The following is a 17,781-nucleotide window of genomic DNA, read 5'->3' as shown; positions in this document are numbered from 1 at the left end:
AATACTGTCGCGCAGGCTATGCCACACAGGGGCTCTTGCCGCAAGTCGCGGCAATGGATTGCATTAATTGATCAAGCCGCGGATTTGATGCCGCAAATCGCTCAGATATACCACGCCTTCTTGCTCGAGCGCATGAGCTCTTTGAGGTGGGGATCGGGTTTTTTCGGCAGCAGGACGCGCAGGTGTACGTGCAGTGCGCCACGCTTTCCCCTGTTCGTCGGCAACCCCTTGCCGTCAATGCGAAGCACTGTGTCCGATCCTGACCATTCGGGAACCTCGACCCGCATTGGTCCGTCCAGCCCCTCGAAGATGAAGGAGCCGCCCAGAACGGCTTCAGCCAGCTCGATTGCATGGTCGCCATGAAGGTCGCTGCCGGCGGACCGCAGGCGGTCGTGCTTGATGTGGTGAACAGTCACCACCGCATCGCCATAAAGCACCGGATCGGGTGAGGGGACCTTGATCTCGGATCCGTCAGTGGCGCCGGCAGGCACCTCAAACGCGACCGTGTCGTTGTCGCCGAACACAATCTCGTCGTGAGAACCGGTCAGGGCGGTTTCGAGGCTGATCTCCACCTGGTGATGGGTCTCGGGCAGGTTCGATTTGGGCTTGCGGCGCGATTTCCACTTGGCAAACAGGGCGTCAAGTGTCGCCAAAGGATCGTCGTCCATTCCCGGCGCATCAGCCTTGGTGCGCTGGCCGCTGCGATCCTTGTCTTGCCGATCGTGCTCGCGGGTTTTCCTGGCCGCCGCATCGCCGAAGATATGCACAACCATGTCTTCGAATTTCGCCTCGTCCACCGCGTCGGCAGTCTCGCTTCCCGCCGCTGCCTTCGGGCTTGGCGCCTTCGCCGCTGGCTTTCTGAAATCCTTGAACGGGTTTGGGGAAAACCCGCGGGTCGGCCTGGCTTGCCGCCGTCCACGCGCATCGATCTGCCCATCGTCGTACTTCTGCCGCAACGCAGGATCGATCAATAATTTATAGGCGTGGGCAATCTCCGTAAACCGGATTCCGGCTTGCGGGTTGTCCGGATTCTGATCCGGGTGCCATATTTTGGCGAGCTGCCGGTAAGCGCTCTTGATGTCTCCGGCTTTCGCCGTCTGATTGACGCCGAGCACCGTGTACGGACTACGCATGTTACATTCCCGTATGGGCTTTATCCGGCAAGGCTACCGGGATTTTGCTAACCATCGGTGTATGAAAACAAGATCTGTGAGGTAAACAATGGGTATTTGGCTGCGTTCAGCTGCCAGTGCGATCAAGGTTAACAAGATCCCAACCGCCATCCGGACGCTGGCAGGTGCGGCCATCGAACAGGGCAACGCCGTCAAAGCTGTGCCGTGTGGTCTGAAACAGACGGCAGGTCCTTGCGCCATCGGTCAGCGTGGTGAAATGCGAGATCACGCCGGCCGACCCTGTCAGCGTGTTGGACCAGGGCTGAGGAGCGGACAAGTCGTCCCGGTTCAGCCCGCCGACCAGATCCCGGATCACCGTCTCATCCGACATGATTTCGCTTTCGGCAGACAGGGGTGTGATCGCCGCGGTTGTCAGGGGATCGACCGAAAGCGCTGAAACAGCTGAGGTGCCAGCGCTCATGCAGCCTGACAGGGCAAGGCTTGCCGATACCGCGAGCGCCAAAAGGCCGCGCACGACTGGCCCGGCCTTTTCCTCATTGTCCACTTCTGTTAGGTCAATTTCCACGACACTGCCGCTCCAGCCTGGAGGCATGAGGGAAGACTATGACCGAAACAGGGTTAACAACTGGTGACTTCACCGAAGCAACCGAGCCATACCGGCTGTTTGGGCAATGGCTCGAGGATGCGACGGCGTCTGAACCCAATGATCCGAATGCGGTTGCCTTGGCCACGGTCGATGCCGACGGATTGCCCGACGTGCGCATGGTCCTGCTCAAGGGGTTCGATGAGGGCGGCTTTGTCTTCTATACCAATTTCGAGAGCGCGAAAGGCCAGGAAATCCTGTCTTCCATGAAGGCGGCCATGTGTTTTCACTGGAAAAGCTTGCGCAGGCAGGTGCGGATTCGCGGTCCGGTGGAGCAGGTCAGCGACGCCGAGGCCGATGAGTACTATGCCTCGCGTCCCCGTGGCAGCCGGATCGGTGCCTGGGCCTCAAAACAATCCCGGCCGCTCGAGAGCCGGTTCGCGCTGGAAAGAGCGGTTGCCGAATACACGGCAAAATACCCGATCGGTGAGATTCCGCGCCCTCCGCACTGGTCTGGATTTCGCATTGTGCCGCACTCGATCGAGTTCTGGCACGACCGGCCGTTTCGGCTGCATGACCGGATGGCATTCAGCCGCATTGCGGACGAATGGACCAAGACCCGGCTGTATCCGTGATCAGATCACCGTCGGGCAAAGGGAATGCCTGATACCAAGGCTTCGACGTAACGGGTTTTCTGGTAATAGCCATTGAGCGAGATGCGGTGCAACGAATGCAGGTCGCTGAGGCTCTCGGAATTCAGAACACCAGGATTGGTGGTCACCGCCAGCTTGAAGCCCAGCTCTCGTGCTGTCTCGAACTCCCGCGGACCCGCAGCGCAGGAATCGCCATAGGGATAGGCGAGGGTTTGCGGGCGCGCCCCGGCGATTCGGGCCACTCGCTCGGCCGATTGCTCGATTTCGGCGTGCATCCGCGCTGTGTCGACATGCGCCAGATTGATGTGACTGATCGTATGGGCGCCAAGGCTTGCAAGCGGCGTGGCCGCAAGCGCGCTCAGTTCTCGCTCATTCATCACTTCATGGTCGACGATTCCCAGCGGGCAGATCCCGGCTGTGCGAGCCTGGGCGTCAAGCCGGGAAACAATCATATCCTGCTCCGCACAGGCCAGCGCTTTGTGCAGCCGGTCAAAGGCTGCGTATTTTTCAATCAGGCTGCCGGTTGGAAGTGTGACTTCGCCGTTGCCGAAGTCAAATGTGAACTCGTTGACGGCGCTGATCAATTGTTCGGCGGTTTCCCACCAGATTGAATGCGTCCGGTCAACAAACCCGCCGGACACGAAAACCGTATAGGGAATACCGTGTTTTTCGAACACTGGGCGGGCGTGCTGATCATTGTCGCGATAGCCGTCATCGAGCGTAAACACCATTGCCGGACCCGGCTGGTCTGGCTGGGCAAGGAAATCCGGCAGGTCTTCAAGCGCCACCGGAACCCGGCCGTCCGCCTTGAGTCTGGTGATGCTGGCGTCAAGAAAGTCCGGCGTAATCGTCAGGTGCGCCACCGGATCGAAGTCTTTGTGGACAGCCGGACGGACATGGTGCAGCGTAAAGATGGCGCCCATACCGCCTGCGTTCTGCATGACACCGGCTTTTGACATCAGTGAGACGGCCTCGAGCCCGCCCTGTATGACTGTGCGCTTGAGTAGCCGGCGAGCAGCGATTGTGCTTGGTCCGAACATGTTCCTAATCCGAAGAGCGCGGTCGGCGCGATGTTTCGTGACTAGATAACAGGCCCGGCTTAACCGTTGTTGAACAATTCTCAGGAAAGTGGCGCGCTGTAGACATTGCGCGATCCGTGAAGTTTCGCGAACAGCTCAGCGTGGCCTCAACGGATTGGCGTGGGTCAGGTCTGCGTGCCACCGACAGTCATGGCGTTCATCAGCAGGTGCGGTTGTCCCACACCCACAGGCACGCTCTGTCCTGCCTTGCCGCACATGCCGATACCGGTATCGAGTGCGGAATCATTGCCGATCATCGAAATCCGTTGCATCGATTCGGGACCGTTGCCGATCAGCATCGCACCGGTCACCGGTGCGCCGATCTTGCCGTCTTCGATCATGTAGGCTTCGGTGCAGCCAAACACGAACTTGCCCGAGGTGATATCCACCTGTCCGCCGCCGAACGACACTGCGTAAAGTCCTTTCTTGACCGAGGCGATCATCTCGCCGGGTGTGTGCTCGCCTGACAGCATGTAGGTGTTGGTCATGCGTGGCATCGGCTGATGTGCGTAGGATTGCCGGCGTCCGTTGCCGGTGGCCTTCATGCCCATCAGCCGGGCATTCTGCCGGTCCTGCATGTAGCCGACAAGAATACCGTCCTCGATCAGCACGTTGTACCCCGAAGGCGTGCCCTCATCATCGACGGACAGGGAGCCGCGCCGACCCTCAATCGTGCCGTCATCGACTACGGTCACCCCTTTGGAGGCCACCCGTTCGCCCAGCAGGCCGGCGAAGGCGGAGGTTTTCTTGCGATTGAAATCCCCCTCCAGCCCATGCCCCACCGCCTCATGCAGCATCACGCCGGGCCAGCCTGCGCCGAGCACCACATCCATGGTGCCCGCGGGGGCGGGAATGGCGTCGAGATTGACCAGCGCCTGCCTCAGCGCTTCATCGGCGCCGAAGCGCCAGCTTTCATCGGTCAGGAAGTCACCGAATACCTTGCGTCCGCCCATGCCGTAGGAGCCGTTTTCCTGCCGGTCGCCAAGACCGGCGACGACGGAGATATTGAGCCGTGTCAGCGGCCGCACGTCGCGCACACGGTGTCCGTCGGCGCGCAGAATTTCCACCACCTGCCAGTTGGCAGCAATGGATACCGAAACCTGCCGCACGCGTTCGTCCTTGGCGCGGAGATAGGCGTCAATGGTCTGGAGCAGCTTGACCTTGTCTTCAAACCCCGGCGTCGCCAGGGGGTTTTCAGCGGTGTAGAGCACCTTGTTGGTCCGTTGCGGCGCGGCGGAGTAAGTACCGCTGGCGCCGCGCGTCACCGCCGAGACCGCATCGGCCGCGCGCTTCAAGGCCGCTTCCGAAAACTCGCCCGCATGGGCGTATCCGGACGTTTCCCCCAGCACCGAGCGCAGTCCGAAGCCGCGATCGGTTGCATAGGCGCCGGACCTCAGCTTGCCATTGTCAAACACCAGCGATTCCGTTTCCTCGTATTCGAGAAACAGCTCACCATCGTCCGCGTTCTTCAGCGCATCGGCAACAATCCGCTCCACTCGTGATTCCGGGACGTCGAACTGGCTGGCGAGCGGATCTTGCATGGTATTGTCCATTTCTGATGCGATAGGAAAATTATATATAGGCAATCAAACAGCGATTGAAACACAGCGGAGCGATACCGATGGACAAAATCATCGTTGAAAACGTCAATCACCCCGGCAAATCCGAACGGGTCGATGCAGAAAAATACCGGGCCATGCGCGAGGCCATGCTCACGGTACTGACCGCCCAGGCCGAGCCTGTCGACTACACGACGCTAAAGCAGAGGGTCAAGCCATCGCTGCCGCAGCAGCTGTTTCCCGGCGGCGCCACATCCGGATGGTGGATCAAGACCGTGCAACTCGATCTTGAAGCCAAAGGCAAGCTTGCAAGAACCACCGACAAGCCTTTGCGGTTCTTCCTCAAGGGCGCCGGGCAGACGGCTTGAGCCGGCTCCGGTCCGGCTTACGGAAGCGCAGCATACCCCTCGGTGAAGCCCGCGAGGTCGACGGGAATTCCGATGCCTTCCTCAGGTGTCTGGAACACGATGAAAGTCGCCGTCGTGCCGCCACGCAGCGTTGTCAGCAGGGTTTCATCGAGGATCACTTCGGCGTAGCAGCCATCGGAGAAGCAGCGGACGAAATAGGCCCTGCCGATATCCTTGCCGTCAACATTGAGACCGAGCCCCGAAGGCAGCAGCACGCCGAGCGGGGCCAGCACCCGCAGGATACGCGCCTGCTGGTCGGCGGTTTTCAATACCACCACGGAGAGGCCAACCTCGGGACGGTCGTCGGCAATGACGTTCTGCATCAGGGCGCATTGTTCGCCCGGCGCGCCCGCGGGGGTGTCGCAGACGATCGACCATGACCCATGCGAGGATTTGACCTTGCCGGCTTGCTGGGCAGCGGCCGGGGCGGCAAGCAGGGGGGAGGCGAGCATCAGACCCGCCAACAACGCGCCAAAGGTCGGGTTCATTTTAGGTGCAATTGCCATTTCTACTCCATGGAGCGGCCGAATCATCGCGCATTTTGTAGATGCACATGGGCAAATTGGAACCCTTCGCTGTCACTCTCTGCCGTTTTGTGCGGCAAAAATACGGCTTGCGGGTGCCGTTTGCCCCCAATTGCACCATCAGCGCCGAGTTGCAAGTCGGGCGTGAAACGCCGTTTGGTGGTGATCTCCGTTGAATCCCGGCCTGTTTTGCACTTAAGTCACCCCAAATATGCCTGTCAGCCCAGACCGCGCAAAAATGCCGCATAATCATTAGGTGACGACAGTTGCGGGCGATGTCATTCTGTGGTTTGAAGCGCCAATCAAATTGAGGGAATCCGTCTGGTCACGCAGGCGGTACGTTACTCGAGGGAGACACAACGTGACCAACAAGCTATTTGCAGGGCTTGCCGCGCTCTTTTTGCTGGGCATCAGTCCCGCTTTGGCCGCACAGCCAGTTGATTGGCAAATGGGTTTTCAGCCTGCTGCCACCGAAATCATGGCCCAGATTCGTTCTTTTGAGAGTTTCACGCTCTGGTTCATCGTGCCAATCACGCTCTTGATCCTCGCGCTTTTGCTCTACGCGATGGTGCGATTCCGTGCCGGAGCCAACCCCACTCCCTCCAAGACCAGCCACAATGTCTTCATCGAAGTGATTTGGACGCTCGGCCCAGTGGTCGTTCTTCTGGCTCTGGCAATCCCGTCCTTCAACCTTCTGACCGCGCAGTACACGCCGCCGGATGCTGATTACACGGTCAAGGCGACCGGGTATCAGTGGTACTGGGGCTACGAGTACCAGACCGAAACCGAGGTTTCGTTTGATTCGCTGATGCTGCAGGAGGGCGATCGTGCCGCTTCGGGCAAGGAAGACCTGGCAACGTATCCGCGCCTGCTCGCCGTTGACAACGAGTTCGTCGTTCCGGTTGGCAAGACCGTCCGCCTTCTGGTGACCGCCGCTGATGTGCTGCATGCCTTCGCCATGCCGGCATTTGGTGTCAAGATGGATGCGGTTCCGGGCCGGCTCAACGAGGCCTGGTTCAAGGCGGAGGCCGAAGGCCTTTACTACGGGCAATGTTCCGAGCTCTGCGGCAAGGATCATGCCTATATGCCAATCGCCATCCGTGTCGTTGCCCAGGACAAGTTCGATACCTGGCTTGCAGCCGCAGCCGATGATGTCGAGGCCGCCAACAGCACTCTGATTGCCGCCATCCAGGCCGACGCCAAGTCGGTCGATGTCGCAGTCAATGACAATAATTAACAGAGGGGACTGAGACCAATGGCCGGTTCAACTGTCGCTCACGACGACCATGACCACAAACCCCAGGGTTTTGTGCGTCGCTGGATGTATTCCACCAACCACAAGGACATCGGCACGCTGTACCTGATTTTCGCGATTATCGCGGGCATCATCGGCGGCCTGATGTCGATTGCCATGCGAATGGAGCTTCAGGAGCCTGGCATCCAGATCTTTCATGGTCTCGCTTCCATGGTCTATGGCTTCGACGGCGATGCTGCCATTGATGGCGGCAAGCACCTGTACAATGTGTTCACCACTGCCCACGGGCTGATCATGATCTTCTTCATGGTCATGCCGGCGCTGATCGGTGGTTTTGCCAACTGGATGGTGCCGATCATGATTGGCGCGCCGGACATGGCATTCCCGCGCATGAACAACATCTCCTTCTGGCTGCTCCCGCCAGCCCTGCTGCTGCTGCTTGTATCGATGTTCGTGGAAGGCCCTGCCGGCGGGTATGGTTCCGGCGGCGGCTGGACGCTTTATCCTCCGCTGTCAACGTCAGGCCAGCCGGGACCGGCCATGGATTTTGTGATCCTGTCGGTCCACATCGCCGGTGCCTCGTCGATTCTCGGCGCCATCAACTTCATCACCACCATCTTCAACATGCGTGCGCCGGGCATGACCCTGCACAAGATGCCGTTGTTTGCCTGGTCGGTGCTGGTAACCGCCTTCCTGCTGCTGCTGTCCCTGCCGGTTCTGGCTGGCGGCATCACCATGCTTCTGACTGACCGCAACTTCGGCACTGCCTTCTTCGCACCCGAAGGCGGCGGCGATCCGATTCTGTATCAGCATCTGTTCTGGTTCTTCGGGCATCCGGAAGTCTACATTCTGATCCTGCCGGCCTTCGGTATCGTCAGCCACATCATCTCGACCTTTTCGCGCAAGCCGATTTTCGGTTATCTCGGAATGGCTTATGCGATGGTTGCGATTGGCGCGGTCGGCTTTATCGTGTGGGCCCACCACATGTATACGGTCGGTCTGTCGCTCAACACACAGCGATACTTCGTCTTCGCCACAATGGTCATCGCGGTTCCGACCGGGATCAAGATCTTCTCCTGGATTGCAACGATGTGGGGCGGCTCGATCACGTTCCGCACGCCGATGCTCTGGGCGATCGGCTTCATCTTCCTGTTCACGCTTGGCGGCATGACCGGAGTGCAGCTGGCCAATGCCGGCCTCGACCGTGCCATGCATGACACCTACTATGTGGTTGCCCATTTCCACTACGTGCTCTCGCTCGGCGCCGTGTTCGCCATCTTCGCCGGCTGGTATTACTGGTTCCCGAAGATGACCGGGTTCATGTACAATCCGATGGTCGCCCGCATTCACTTCTGGGCCACTTTCATCGGCGTCAACCTGGTGTTCTTCCCGCAGCACTTCCTCGGCCTCGCCGGCATGCCGCGTCGCTACATCGACTACCCGGATGCATTTACCGGCTGGAACGCCGTCTCGTCTTACGGCTCCTATCTCTCCGGCATCGGTGTGCTGATCTTCCTTTACGGTGTATGGGAAGCCTTCGCCAAGAAGCGGATTGCCGGTGATAATCCTTGGGGTGAAGGTGCCACCACTCTCGAATGGCAGCTGTCTTCGCCGCCGCCATATCACCAGTGGACCAAGCTGCCGCGCATCAAGTAGGTCCGCGCAGGTCGTGACAATATTCCAGGCCGCCGGGAACCTTCCGGCGGTTTGGCGCATAATCCAGGACCCGACCCGTATGCAAACGGGAGCTGGGTGCCGGGAAATGTTGGAAAGGCAAATTCTCCATGGCAATGACCGAAAAACACGATGCTCTGTCAGCACCTGCTTCCATGGAAATCCTGGAAGGTGACGCAGGCGATTTTTTCGCGCTTCTCAAGCCGCGCGTCATGTCGCTTGTTGTCTTTACCGCTCTGGTCGGCTTGCTGATGGCGCCCGGCGAGATCCATCCGGTACTTGGCTTTCTGGCAATCCTGGCGATTGCTGTCGGCGCTGGCGCATCGGGCGCGCTCAACATGTGGTATGATGCCGATATCGATATCCTGATGACCCGCACTGCCAAACGCCCGGTTCCGGCGGGTCGAATTTCGGCAGAAACCACGCTGGCCTTCGGCCTGTTCCTGTCCGTGTTCTCGGTGGCGACGCTTGGCCTGATGGTCAATTGGCTCTCGGCCGGCCTGCTCGCCTTCACAATCTTTTTCTACGCCGTCGTCTATTCGATGTGGCTCAAGCGCACGACGCCGCACAACATTGTCATTGGCGGCGCCGCTGGCGCCTTTCCGCCAATCATCGGCTGGGCCTGCGTCACCAATACGATCTCGCTTGAGAGCATCGCCCTGTTTGCCATCATTTTCCTGTGGACTCCGGCCCATTTCTGGGCGCTGGCGCTGTTCAAGGCCGATGACTATGGCCGGGCCGGCGTTCCGATGTTGCCGAATGTTGCAGGTGAACGGACGACCAAGCACCAGATCGTTCTCTACGCCGTGTTGACCGCTCTCAGCGGTGTTGTGCCGACCCTCATGGGGTTTGCCGGCATCATCTATGGCGGGATTGCCGCGGTGCTCGGCTTGGTCTTCGTCTGGTATGCCGTGCAGGTTTGGCGGATGCCGGATGGGGACAGGAAAATGGTTCCTGCCAAAAAGCTGTTTGCCTATTCGCTGGTCTATCTGTTCTGTGTTTTTACCGCGTTGCTTGTTGACGCATTGGTCACCAAATTCACCGGTCTGGCGGCGTAATCCATGGAAAAAGTCGATTTGACGGACAAGCAGAAGAAGGCCAGGCGATCGCGATCCGTGGCGCTGGGTATTGTCCTGGCTGTCCTTGCGGTGCTGTTTTATGTGGTGACGATCATCAAGATCGGCCCGGCTGTTTTTGACCGCACGATGTAAGGAGCAGGCAGTGAACAGGCATCAATCCGACAGCAGCAAGACCAGGATCAGCGCCAATATGCGGATCGTTGTCGTCTGCTCGGCCTTTGTCGTCTCGATGGTCGGCGTTAGCTATGCTGCGGTTCCGCTGTATCAGTTGTTTTGCCAGGTTACCGGTTACGGCGGCACAACGCAGCGGGTCGAACAGATGTCCGACACCATCCTCGATCGCTCGATCAAGGTGCGGTTTGATGCCAATGTTGCCAGTGACCTTCCCTGGGATTTCAAACCGGTTGAGCGCGAGGTCGAACTCAAGATCGGCGAAACCGTCCAGATCGGCTACAAGGCGCGAAACACCTCGAGCGAATCGACCTTCGGTCAGGCGACCTTCAACGTGACTCCGGTGTCGGCTGGTGCCTTCTTCAACAAGATCCAGTGCTTCTGCTTCACCGAGACCGAGTTGAAGCCGGGCGAAACCATGGATATGCCTGTCGTATTTTTTGTCGATCCGGCGATCATTGACGATCCGGACGCCAAACACGTAACAACAATCACGTTGTCCTACACTTTCTTCCCTCACGCATCGGAAAAACCCGTTGCGGCCGTGGCGGAGCCGGTACAAGACAGCAACACTTTGTAAGACCAAACTGCGCCGGACGGGTGGTCCGGGGCGGGAATGATGACCATCGGGGAAAACTGACATGGCCGACGCACATCAAAATCACCACGACTATCACATCATAGATCCCAGCCCGTGGCCGCTCGTCGGTTCCATCGGTGCGCTGGTCATGGCCTTTGGCGCTATCGGCTGGATGCAGGGGCTGAGGGGAGCGGATTCGCTTCTCGGGCTGCCAGTCACCAATCCGGTCACGTTCCTGGTTGGGGTGGCGATCGTGCTCTACACCATGTTCGGGTGGTGGAGTGCGACCGTCAAGGAAGCTCATGAGGGGCACCATACCCGCGTGGTCGGCCTGCATTTGCGCTATGGCATGATCATGTTCATCACGTCCGAAGTGATGTTCTTTGTCGCCTGGTTCTGGGCATTTTTCGATGCCAGCCTGTTTGCTGATGAAGCCCACCAGGTCGCCCGCGTCGCGTTTACAGGTGGCCAATGGCCACCGGCCGGCATCGAGGTTCTCGATCCGATGCATTTGCCGCTCTACAACACGCTCATCTTGCTGTTGTCAGGCACCACCATTACCTGGGCGCACCACGCGCTGCTGAACAACAATCGCAAGGGCCTGATCAATGGTCTGGCCCTGACCGTTGCGCTCGGCATCCTGTTTTCCTTTGTTCAGGTCTATGAGTACGGGCATGCGCCCTTTGCCTTCAAGGATTCGATCTACGGTGCGACCTTCTTCATGGCCACCGGTTTCCACGGATTCCATGTTCTGGTCGGAACCATCTTCCTGATTGTCTGCCTGATCAGGGCGATGAAGGGGCATTTCACGCCGCAACAGCATTTCGGCTTCGAAGCCGCCGCCTGGTACTGGCACTTTGTTGACGTGGTCTGGCTGTTCCTGTTTTTCTCGATCTACGTCTGGGCATCCTGGGGCGCGCCGCTTTACCAAGGCTAGGTCTGGCCTGAAGCCGAGTATGATATGGGGCGACGGGGAAACCTGTCGCCCTGTGCTTTTGTGCGGTACCTGAGGTGAGAAAAGGAAAGCTCGATGAGCAAAGATGAAGCGCATTACCCTCCCGTTGATACGCTGTCTGTTGGACTGCGTGGTCGCTGCCCCCGATGCGGCGAGGGCGCTTTTTTCAGCGGCCTTCTCACGATCAAGCCCGAATGCGGGGTCTGTGGGCTCGACTACAGTTTCGCCGATACCGGCGAGGGGCCTGCCGTCTTCGTCATGCTCATCATCGGCTTTCTTGTTGTTGGCCTCGCCTTGTGGCTTGAGGTCAATTACAGCCCGGCCCTCTGGGTGCATCTGATCCTGTGGATCCCGCTTGCGACTGTGCTGTCTTTGTCGCTGCTCCGGGTCCTGAAGGGGGTGATGGTCGGGCTACAGTACCGTCACAAGGCCGGAGAAGGCCAGATTGATCGTGACTGAGCGGGCAAGAACAGATCCACCGCGCCGGGCGACCCGTTTCTGGGTTGGGCTTGTGCTGCTGCCCGTGGCGCTGGCCATCCTGCTTGCGCTCGGAACCTGGCAGGTCAAGCGGCTCTACTGGAAACAGGATCTGCTTGCCGGCATCGAGCAACGTAGCCAGGCGCAGCCTGTAGAGCTCGATCAGGTCCTGGCGGCGCTGACCGCAGGCGAGGCGATCGATTACCGGGCGGCCCGCGCCTCAGGCCGCTATCTGCACGACAGCGAACGCCACTTCTTCGCAACATTTGAAGGCCAGTCGGGCTATTATGTCTACACGCCGCTGCAGCTTGAGGATGGCCGTTATCTTTTCGTCAATCGCGGCTTCGTGCCCTATGACCTGAAAGAGGCGACGACACGGCCTCAGAGCCTGATCGAAGGCGAACAGCAGGTCACCGGCCTGGCACGCGCCAAGCTGATGGAAAAGCCGTCTTTCCTGGTGCCCGAAAACGATGAGGCCGGCAACATATTCTACTGGAAGGACCTCGATCGGATGGCCGCCAGCACCGGGTTGCCGGCGGATCAGGTGTTGCCGTTTTTTCTCGACGCGGACGCAACGCCGGTCGCCGGCGGACTGCCCAGAGGCGGTGTGACTGTCATTGCCTTGCCCAACAGTCATCTCCAATATGCTGTAACCTGGTACGGATTGGCCCTGGCTCTGATGGGCGTTAGTGTTTTTGCCTGGTTGCGACGAAAATCATGAGGAGGGCTGGCACGTGACTGCGCTGACATGGTACCTGCGGCCACACCGGAATTGAAGCACTGCTGGACGGTATTGGCGGCACTGATTCTGGTTGCAGCCGTTGCGGTCTTGCCTGCGGGTTGAATTCGTGCCCGTTGAACCCGAGATTGATTTCATGAACAAAACCTCCCTGACAATCAGACTTTGCGGCCCGCGCGGATTTTGCGCCGGCGTGGACCGGGCCATCCAGATCGTGGTGCTGGCGCTGAAGAAGTATGGTGCGCCGGTCTATGTCCGCCATGAGATCGTCCACAATCGCTTTGTGGTCGAAGGGCTGGAACAGCTTGGAGCCATTTTCGTTGCCGAACTGGATGAAATTCCGGCGGAACATCATACCCAACCGGTGATCTTCTCTGCCCATGGTGTCGCCAAGTCTGTGCCCGCCGACGCCGATGCCCGCAACCTGTTCTATCTTGACGCGACCTGTCCGCTGGTCTCCAAGGTGCACAAGCAGGCCATGCGGCATGAGCGGCTGGGCCGGCATGTCGTGCTGATCGGCCACAAGGGCCACCCCGAGGTGATCGGCACCATGGGGCAATTGCCCCCCGGTGCCGTCACGCTGGTGGAGACTGCGGCTGATGTCGATGCCCTGGAGCCCGCCGATCCTGCCGCGCTCGGATTCGTCACTCAGACAACGCTGTCGGTGGATGATACGGCAGACGTGATTGCCCGGCTGAATGCCAGATTTCCGCAGATCACCGCACCGGCAGCGGAATCGATCTGCTACGCCACCACCAACCGTCAGGATGCCGTCAAGCAGGCGGCTCCCGGGTGCGATTTGTTCGTGGTTGTCGGTGCTCCCAACTCCTCCAATTCCAAGCGGCTTGTTGAAGTGGCGCTGAAAGCCGGTGCGAAGAAATCGATTCTGCTCCAGCGTGCCCACGAGATCGACTGGGACGCCATCGGCGATATCGGTCTGCTCGGATTGTCTGCGGGGGCGTCTGCGCCCGAGGTGGTGGTGGCCGAAATCATTGACGCCTTCAAATCCCGGTTTGATGCCACCATCGAACTGGCCGAGACCGTTCAGGAAAACGAGAATTTCATGGTCAACCGCGAACTGCGAGATGTTGAACTGACCCCCGCCGATATGGCCTTTGTCAACGGAGCCGGCTGAGCATGGCAGTCTATACCGACGTTAACGAGGAACAACTCAAAGCCTTTCTGACCGAGTATGATGTCGGCACGCTGCTGTCCTACAAGGGGATTGCGGAAGGGGTGGAGAACACCAATTTTCTGCTTCGCACCACCGGCGGCACTTTTATCCTCACGCTTTACGAAAAACGGGTCAATCCCGACCATCTGCCGTTCTTCCTTGGCCTGATGGATCATCTCGCGCTCAAGGGATTGAGCTGCCCGCTGCCAATTCACCGCCGCGATGGCGGCCATCTCGGCGAGCTGGCCGGACGGCCGGCGGCAATGGTGTCGTTTCTCGATGGCGCCTGGCTGCGCAAGCCGCAAGCCCCGCATTGCCGCGAAGTCGGTCGGGCGCTTGCGGCCATGCATGTCGCCGGCGCTGACTTCGCCATCCGCCGTGCCAACGGCCTGACGGTGGCCAATTGGCGCCCATTGTGGGAGGGGTCGCGGGACCGTGCCGATGAGGTTCAGCCGGATTTGAAAGCTGAGATCGATCAGGAATTGACCTTCCTTGAACAGCACTGGCCCGGGCGTCTGCCTGAGGGGGTCATCCATGCTGATCTGTTTCCCGACAATGTGTTTTTCATCGATGACCGGTTGTCCGGGCTGATCGACTTCTACTTTGCCTGCAATGACTTCCTTGCCTATGACGTCGCCATCTGTCTCAACGCCTGGTGTTTTGAAGCCGATGGCGCTTTCAATCATACCAAGGGCATGGCGCTGATCGATGGTTACGTGTCCATTCGCCCCCTGGAGGCGCGCGAAGCGGCAGCCTTGCCGCTGCTGGCGCGTGGAGCGGCGTTGCGCTTCTTTCTCACACGCCTGCATGACTGGCTGACCACACCGGACGGTGCACTGGTGGTTAAGAAAGATCCGCTGGAATATCTGCGCAAGCTGCGGTTCCACCGGCAGGTTGCATCAGGCGCCGAATATGGTCTGCGGACGGGGAATTGACATCGTGAAGCACATTGAGATTTTCACTGACGGTGCCTGTTCCGGCAATCCCGGTCCTGGCGGCTGGGGCGCAATCCTGCGCCATGGCGAGATGGTCAAGGAATTGTCGGGCGGTGAGGCCGAGACGACCAACAACCGCATGGAACTGCTTGGCGCGATTTCGGCGCTGAATGCGCTCAAGAGCGCCTGTGAAGTCGATCTCTACACCGACAGCAAATATGTCATGGATGGCATATCCAGATGGATTTTCGGCTGGAAGAAGAATGGCTGGAAGACCGCTGCCCGAAAGCCGGTGAAAAATGCCGAATTGTGGCAGGCGCTGGATGCGGCCAATCAGCGTCACAAGGTCAAATGGCATTGGGTCAAGGGCCATGCCGGTCATCCGGAAAACGAACGTGCCGATGAGTTGGCGCGCGAAGGCATGGCGCCTTTCAAGGCCGGGACCGCGCGCGGATAGGGCGCCGTCCCGGAGGTGTCGCATTTGGCCAGGCTGCACTGACAGATCTTGTCCGTGCAGCCTGGTCTTGTCAGCTGATCAGAGTTGCTCGAGGAGCGCCACTGCGCCGGAGGTGACGGCCTGTCCCGGCGTGTCCTCGACGTTGAGCGACACCACCTTGCCATCTTCGACAATCATCGAATAGCGTTTCGAGCGAATCCCGAGAGTTCCCGCCGATAGGTCGGTATCCATGCCAATCGCCTTGGTGAAGCTGGCGTCCCAATCCGACAGATAACGCAGCTTGCCGGTGCCATTGGTGGCTTTTTCCCAGGCGCCCATGACAAAGGCATCATTGACCGAGATCACAGCGATTTCGTCGACACCCTTGGCCAGAATCGCGTCTCGGTTCTCAAGGAATCCCGGAAGATGGTTGAGATGGCAGGTCGGGGTGAACGCGCCAGGCACCGCAAAAACCACCACTTTCTTGCCGGCGAAGAGTTCGCTGACCTTGGTCTCGGCCATTCCGTCGGCGGTTTTCTCCTTGAAGGTGGATTCGGGCAGTTCGTCTCCGATTGCAATAGTCATGTCAGCGCTCCCTTTCGTGCCGTTAATGTCAGATCCAATTTAGTCAGCACGAAAAAGAATGCGAGGCTTGCTGGCAACAAAGGAGGCCACGGTTCACTTTGTCGCAGCGAGATTGACATCGATACGTTGCTCAATTGCGCGTGGACCCAGCGTGACGACGATATCCAGCGGCATGGCCGCGTCGCCGGAGAGAGGGGGAAGGTTTTCTGTCTGCACCGACCATCGCACATTCGCACCATCGTCCCGTTCCAGCACCGGCGTGGCAAAGGCGGCGCCGGCCGGTCCGGCGACGAACACGTCCGGTGTGGTCCCTGAGGGCCTGAAGGCAGGAAGACTGGCCTCGATTTCCAGAAGTTTTGTGTCAGCATTGATGGCGACAGGGCCAAGCTTGAAATCCGCAGCGGGCGGTTCAGGCAACAGCGCAAATGCGCTGTCAACTGCCGGCTTGGCAGCATCCTGTCCGATCAGCTCTTCGGGCAGTTCGACAACCAGCTCACCCTGGAACGGCACGCAGATCTTCTCGCAGATGCCGATAAAGGCCAGAGCTCGGATCTCGGCTTCGCCTGAGGCGGTGCGGCGGAACGTCAGCGGAAACCGCACCGGCGCAGTATAGCCCGCCCAGATCGCGTAGCCGTCGTCCACCCGCACCGGCGGCGGGTAGGCCATCTCCTCGAATGCAATGCCATGGCTTTGAGAGAAATCCAGAACTGGCGGAATGCCTGCGCTGCCGGGATCACGCCAATAGGTTTTCCAGCCGGGCTCCAGAACAATGTCGAGAAAGCCCGCAATGGCCCCATCCTGACGCGGCGTCGGATCGATCACCAGCCGCATGCGGCCGCCTTCGGTCTCGGCCCAGTCGCTTTCAAGCGACGAAGCCGGAGCCAGAGAAAGGGCCATTGCAATCGAAAATCCGCCGATGGCGACGGCCAGCCTGCTCGGCGCGGGAGAGTTTGTCTGCTTGATCATTGGGATAGTGTAGCGGATACGATGGTTTCAAATCCATTCAATCCATCCATCACACGTGTCATTTTTGCGTGACCGTCCCTCCCTGCGGCAATTGCCGCTGGGCGAGCAGCCTATTTGGCCTTTCCAAAACGCTGAAACTTGTTAGGCTTGCCTCATGGACGGCATTGCAAACCATTTGACCCAGCGCAATCGGGGATGTCTGGACGGGCATTTCCTGATCGCCATGCCGGGAATGAACGACGAGCGCTTTGAGCGCAGCGTCATTTTTGTATGTGCGCATTCCGATGAAGGCGCCATCGGCTTTATCCTCAACCGCCCGCAGCCCTTGCAGTTTGCGGAACTGCTTGAGAACCTGGATCTTGACAGCCAGCCATGCCCCAAGGAGGGCCCGTCGACAAACCACAATGTGAGTGATTTCCCAATTCAGCTTGGCGGGCCGGTCGATGCCGGCCGCGGCTTTGTGCTTCACTCGGACGACTATATGAGCCGGTCGACCATGCCCGTCAGCGACGATTTGTGCCTGACTGCGACCGTGGATATCCTGCGCGCCATCAAGGAAGGTCACGGTCCCCGGCGCGGGATCATGCTGCTCGGCTATGCCGGCTGGGGGCCGGGTCAGCTCGAGAGCGAAGTCTCGGCCAACACCTGGCTAAGCTGCCCCGCGCTGGACGATCTGGTTTTTGATCAGGATCATTCCGGAAAATACGACCGCGTCCTGGGCCATATGGGCATCACCCCGGCCATGCTTTCGACCCAGGCTGGTCACGCCTGACCCGAAGCTTGGCATAACGCGGCTCAACGGCTCAACGGCTCAACG

The 17,781-nt window shown here is 59.3% G+C and carries 21 protein-coding genes; 14 read left to right on the top strand and 7 right to left on the bottom strand.

What is annotated here, in order from left to right:
- Positions 1-101: 101 nt before the first annotated feature.
- Together PZ897_RS10395 and PZ897_RS10390 are read right to left on the bottom strand one after the other, a co-directional pair.
- Positions 102-1,133 (bottom strand): DnaJ C-terminal domain-containing protein, encoded by a 1,032-nt coding sequence (locus PZ897_RS10395; protein ID WP_275752200.1) that lies wholly within the window; start codon positions 1,131-1,133, stop codon positions 102-104.
- A gap of 106 nt (positions 1,134-1,239) precedes the next feature.
- Complete coding sequence (locus tag PZ897_RS10390; RefSeq protein WP_275752199.1) at positions 1,240-1,698, bottom strand: RT0821/Lpp0805 family surface protein; 459 nt, start codon at positions 1,696-1,698, stop codon at positions 1,240-1,242.
- Positions 1,699-1,736: 38 nt separating this feature from the next.
- Between PZ897_RS10390 and pdxH the strand changes: the two genes are divergently transcribed.
- Complete coding sequence (pdxH, locus tag PZ897_RS10385; protein ID WP_275752197.1) at positions 1,737-2,351, top strand: pyridoxamine 5'-phosphate oxidase; 615 nt, start codon at positions 1,737-1,739, stop codon at positions 2,349-2,351.
- 5 nt (positions 2,352-2,356) lie between these two features.
- On the opposite strand, the gene PZ897_RS10380 is transcribed toward pdxH, so the two are convergent.
- Positions 2,357-3,409 (bottom strand): polysaccharide deacetylase family protein, encoded by a 1,053-nt coding sequence (locus PZ897_RS10380; protein ID WP_275752196.1) that lies wholly within the window; start codon positions 3,407-3,409, stop codon positions 2,357-2,359.
- Positions 3,410-3,573: 164 nt separating this feature from the next.
- A complete protein-coding gene (gene tldD / locus PZ897_RS10375; RefSeq protein WP_275752195.1) occupies positions 3,574-4,989 on the bottom strand; it encodes a metalloprotease TldD in 1,416 nt (471 codons plus the stop codon).
- Positions 4,990-5,069: 80 nt separating this feature from the next.
- Here tldD and PZ897_RS10370 point away from each other — a divergent pair, with 80 nt between their 5' ends.
- Positions 5,070-5,375, top strand: a complete 306-nt coding sequence (locus PZ897_RS10370) for a hypothetical protein (RefSeq protein WP_275752194.1) — start codon at positions 5,070-5,072, stop codon at positions 5,373-5,375.
- Between the two features lie 17 nt (positions 5,376-5,392).
- On the opposite strand, the gene PZ897_RS10365 is transcribed toward PZ897_RS10370, so the two are convergent.
- Entirely contained in the window at positions 5,393-5,920 is a 528-nt protein-coding gene (locus PZ897_RS10365; RefSeq protein WP_275752193.1) for an invasion associated locus B family protein, read from the bottom strand.
- A gap of 379 nt (positions 5,921-6,299) precedes the next feature.
- Here PZ897_RS10365 and coxB point away from each other — a divergent pair, with 379 nt between their 5' ends.
- The 11 genes from coxB to rnhA all read left to right on the top strand — a co-directional run bounded on the left by coxB (position 6,300) and on the right by rnhA (position 15,434).
- Positions 6,300-7,175, top strand: a complete 876-nt coding sequence (coxB, locus tag PZ897_RS10360) for a cytochrome c oxidase subunit II (protein WP_275752192.1) — start codon at positions 6,300-6,302, stop codon at positions 7,173-7,175.
- Between the two features lie 18 nt (positions 7,176-7,193).
- On the top strand, positions 7,194-8,849 hold the full coding sequence (gene ctaD, locus PZ897_RS10355) for a cytochrome c oxidase subunit I (protein WP_275752191.1): 1,656 nt from the start codon (positions 7,194-7,196) through the stop codon (positions 8,847-8,849).
- A gap of 128 nt (positions 8,850-8,977) precedes the next feature.
- On the top strand, positions 8,978-9,925 hold the full coding sequence (locus tag PZ897_RS10350; protein ID WP_275752190.1) for a heme o synthase: 948 nt from the start codon (positions 8,978-8,980) through the stop codon (positions 9,923-9,925).
- A gap of 3 nt (positions 9,926-9,928) precedes the next feature.
- Positions 9,929-10,078, top strand: a complete 150-nt coding sequence (locus PZ897_RS10345) for a hypothetical protein (protein WP_275752189.1) — start codon at positions 9,929-9,931, stop codon at positions 10,076-10,078.
- A gap of 10 nt (positions 10,079-10,088) precedes the next feature.
- Positions 10,089-10,697 carry a cytochrome c oxidase assembly protein gene (locus PZ897_RS10340; protein WP_275752188.1) on the top strand — a complete coding sequence of 203 codons (609 nt, stop codon included), beginning with the start codon at positions 10,089-10,091 and terminating at the stop codon, positions 10,695-10,697.
- Between the two features lie 61 nt (positions 10,698-10,758).
- A complete protein-coding gene (locus tag PZ897_RS10335) occupies positions 10,759-11,634 on the top strand; it encodes a cytochrome c oxidase subunit 3 (protein WP_275752187.1) in 876 nt (291 codons plus the stop codon).
- 93 nt (positions 11,635-11,727) lie between these two features.
- Positions 11,728-12,111, top strand: a complete 384-nt coding sequence (locus tag PZ897_RS10330; protein WP_275752186.1) for a DUF983 domain-containing protein — start codon at positions 11,728-11,730, stop codon at positions 12,109-12,111.
- Positions 12,101-12,850 carry an SURF1 family protein gene (locus PZ897_RS10325; protein ID WP_275752241.1) on the top strand — a complete coding sequence of 250 codons (750 nt, stop codon included), beginning with the start codon at positions 12,101-12,103 and terminating at the stop codon, positions 12,848-12,850. Before PZ897_RS10330 ends, PZ897_RS10325 begins: the two co-directional genes overlap by 11 nt.
- A 154-nt stretch (positions 12,851-13,004) precedes the next feature.
- Positions 13,005-14,003, top strand: coding sequence for a 4-hydroxy-3-methylbut-2-enyl diphosphate reductase (gene ispH / locus PZ897_RS10320; protein WP_275752185.1), 999 nt, complete (start codon positions 13,005-13,007; stop codon positions 14,001-14,003).
- Positions 14,004-14,005: 2 nt separating this feature from the next.
- Positions 14,006-14,977: a homoserine kinase gene (locus PZ897_RS10315; RefSeq protein WP_275752184.1), complete on the top strand. Its 972-nt coding sequence runs from the start codon at positions 14,006-14,008 to the stop codon at positions 14,975-14,977.
- 4 nt (positions 14,978-14,981) lie between these two features.
- Positions 14,982-15,434, top strand: a complete 453-nt coding sequence (gene rnhA, locus PZ897_RS10310; protein WP_275752183.1) for a ribonuclease HI — start codon at positions 14,982-14,984, stop codon at positions 15,432-15,434.
- Positions 15,435-15,512: 78 nt separating this feature from the next.
- On the opposite strand, the gene PZ897_RS10305 is transcribed toward rnhA, so the two are convergent.
- Positions 15,513-15,998 (bottom strand): peroxiredoxin, encoded by a 486-nt coding sequence (locus PZ897_RS10305; protein WP_275752182.1) that lies wholly within the window; start codon positions 15,996-15,998, stop codon positions 15,513-15,515.
- 93 nt (positions 15,999-16,091) lie between these two features.
- Positions 16,092-16,964: a protein-disulfide reductase DsbD domain-containing protein gene (locus PZ897_RS10300; RefSeq protein WP_275752181.1), complete on the bottom strand. Its 873-nt coding sequence runs from the start codon at positions 16,962-16,964 to the stop codon at positions 16,092-16,094.
- Between the two features lie 163 nt (positions 16,965-17,127).
- Here PZ897_RS10300 and PZ897_RS10295 point away from each other — a divergent pair, with 163 nt between their 5' ends.
- Entirely contained in the window at positions 17,128-17,736 is a 609-nt protein-coding gene (locus PZ897_RS10295; protein WP_275752240.1) for a YqgE/AlgH family protein, read from the top strand.
- Positions 17,737-17,781 lie beyond the last annotated feature (45 nt).

Origin of the sequence: Hoeflea sp. YIM 152468 (assembly GCF_029210485.1) — a bacterium.
Classification (GTDB): Bacteria; Pseudomonadota; Alphaproteobacteria; order Rhizobiales; family Rhizobiaceae; genus Hoeflea.
The sequence above is the reverse complement of the archived record's forward strand: the minus strand, read 5'-3'. Positions and strand labels throughout refer to the sequence as shown.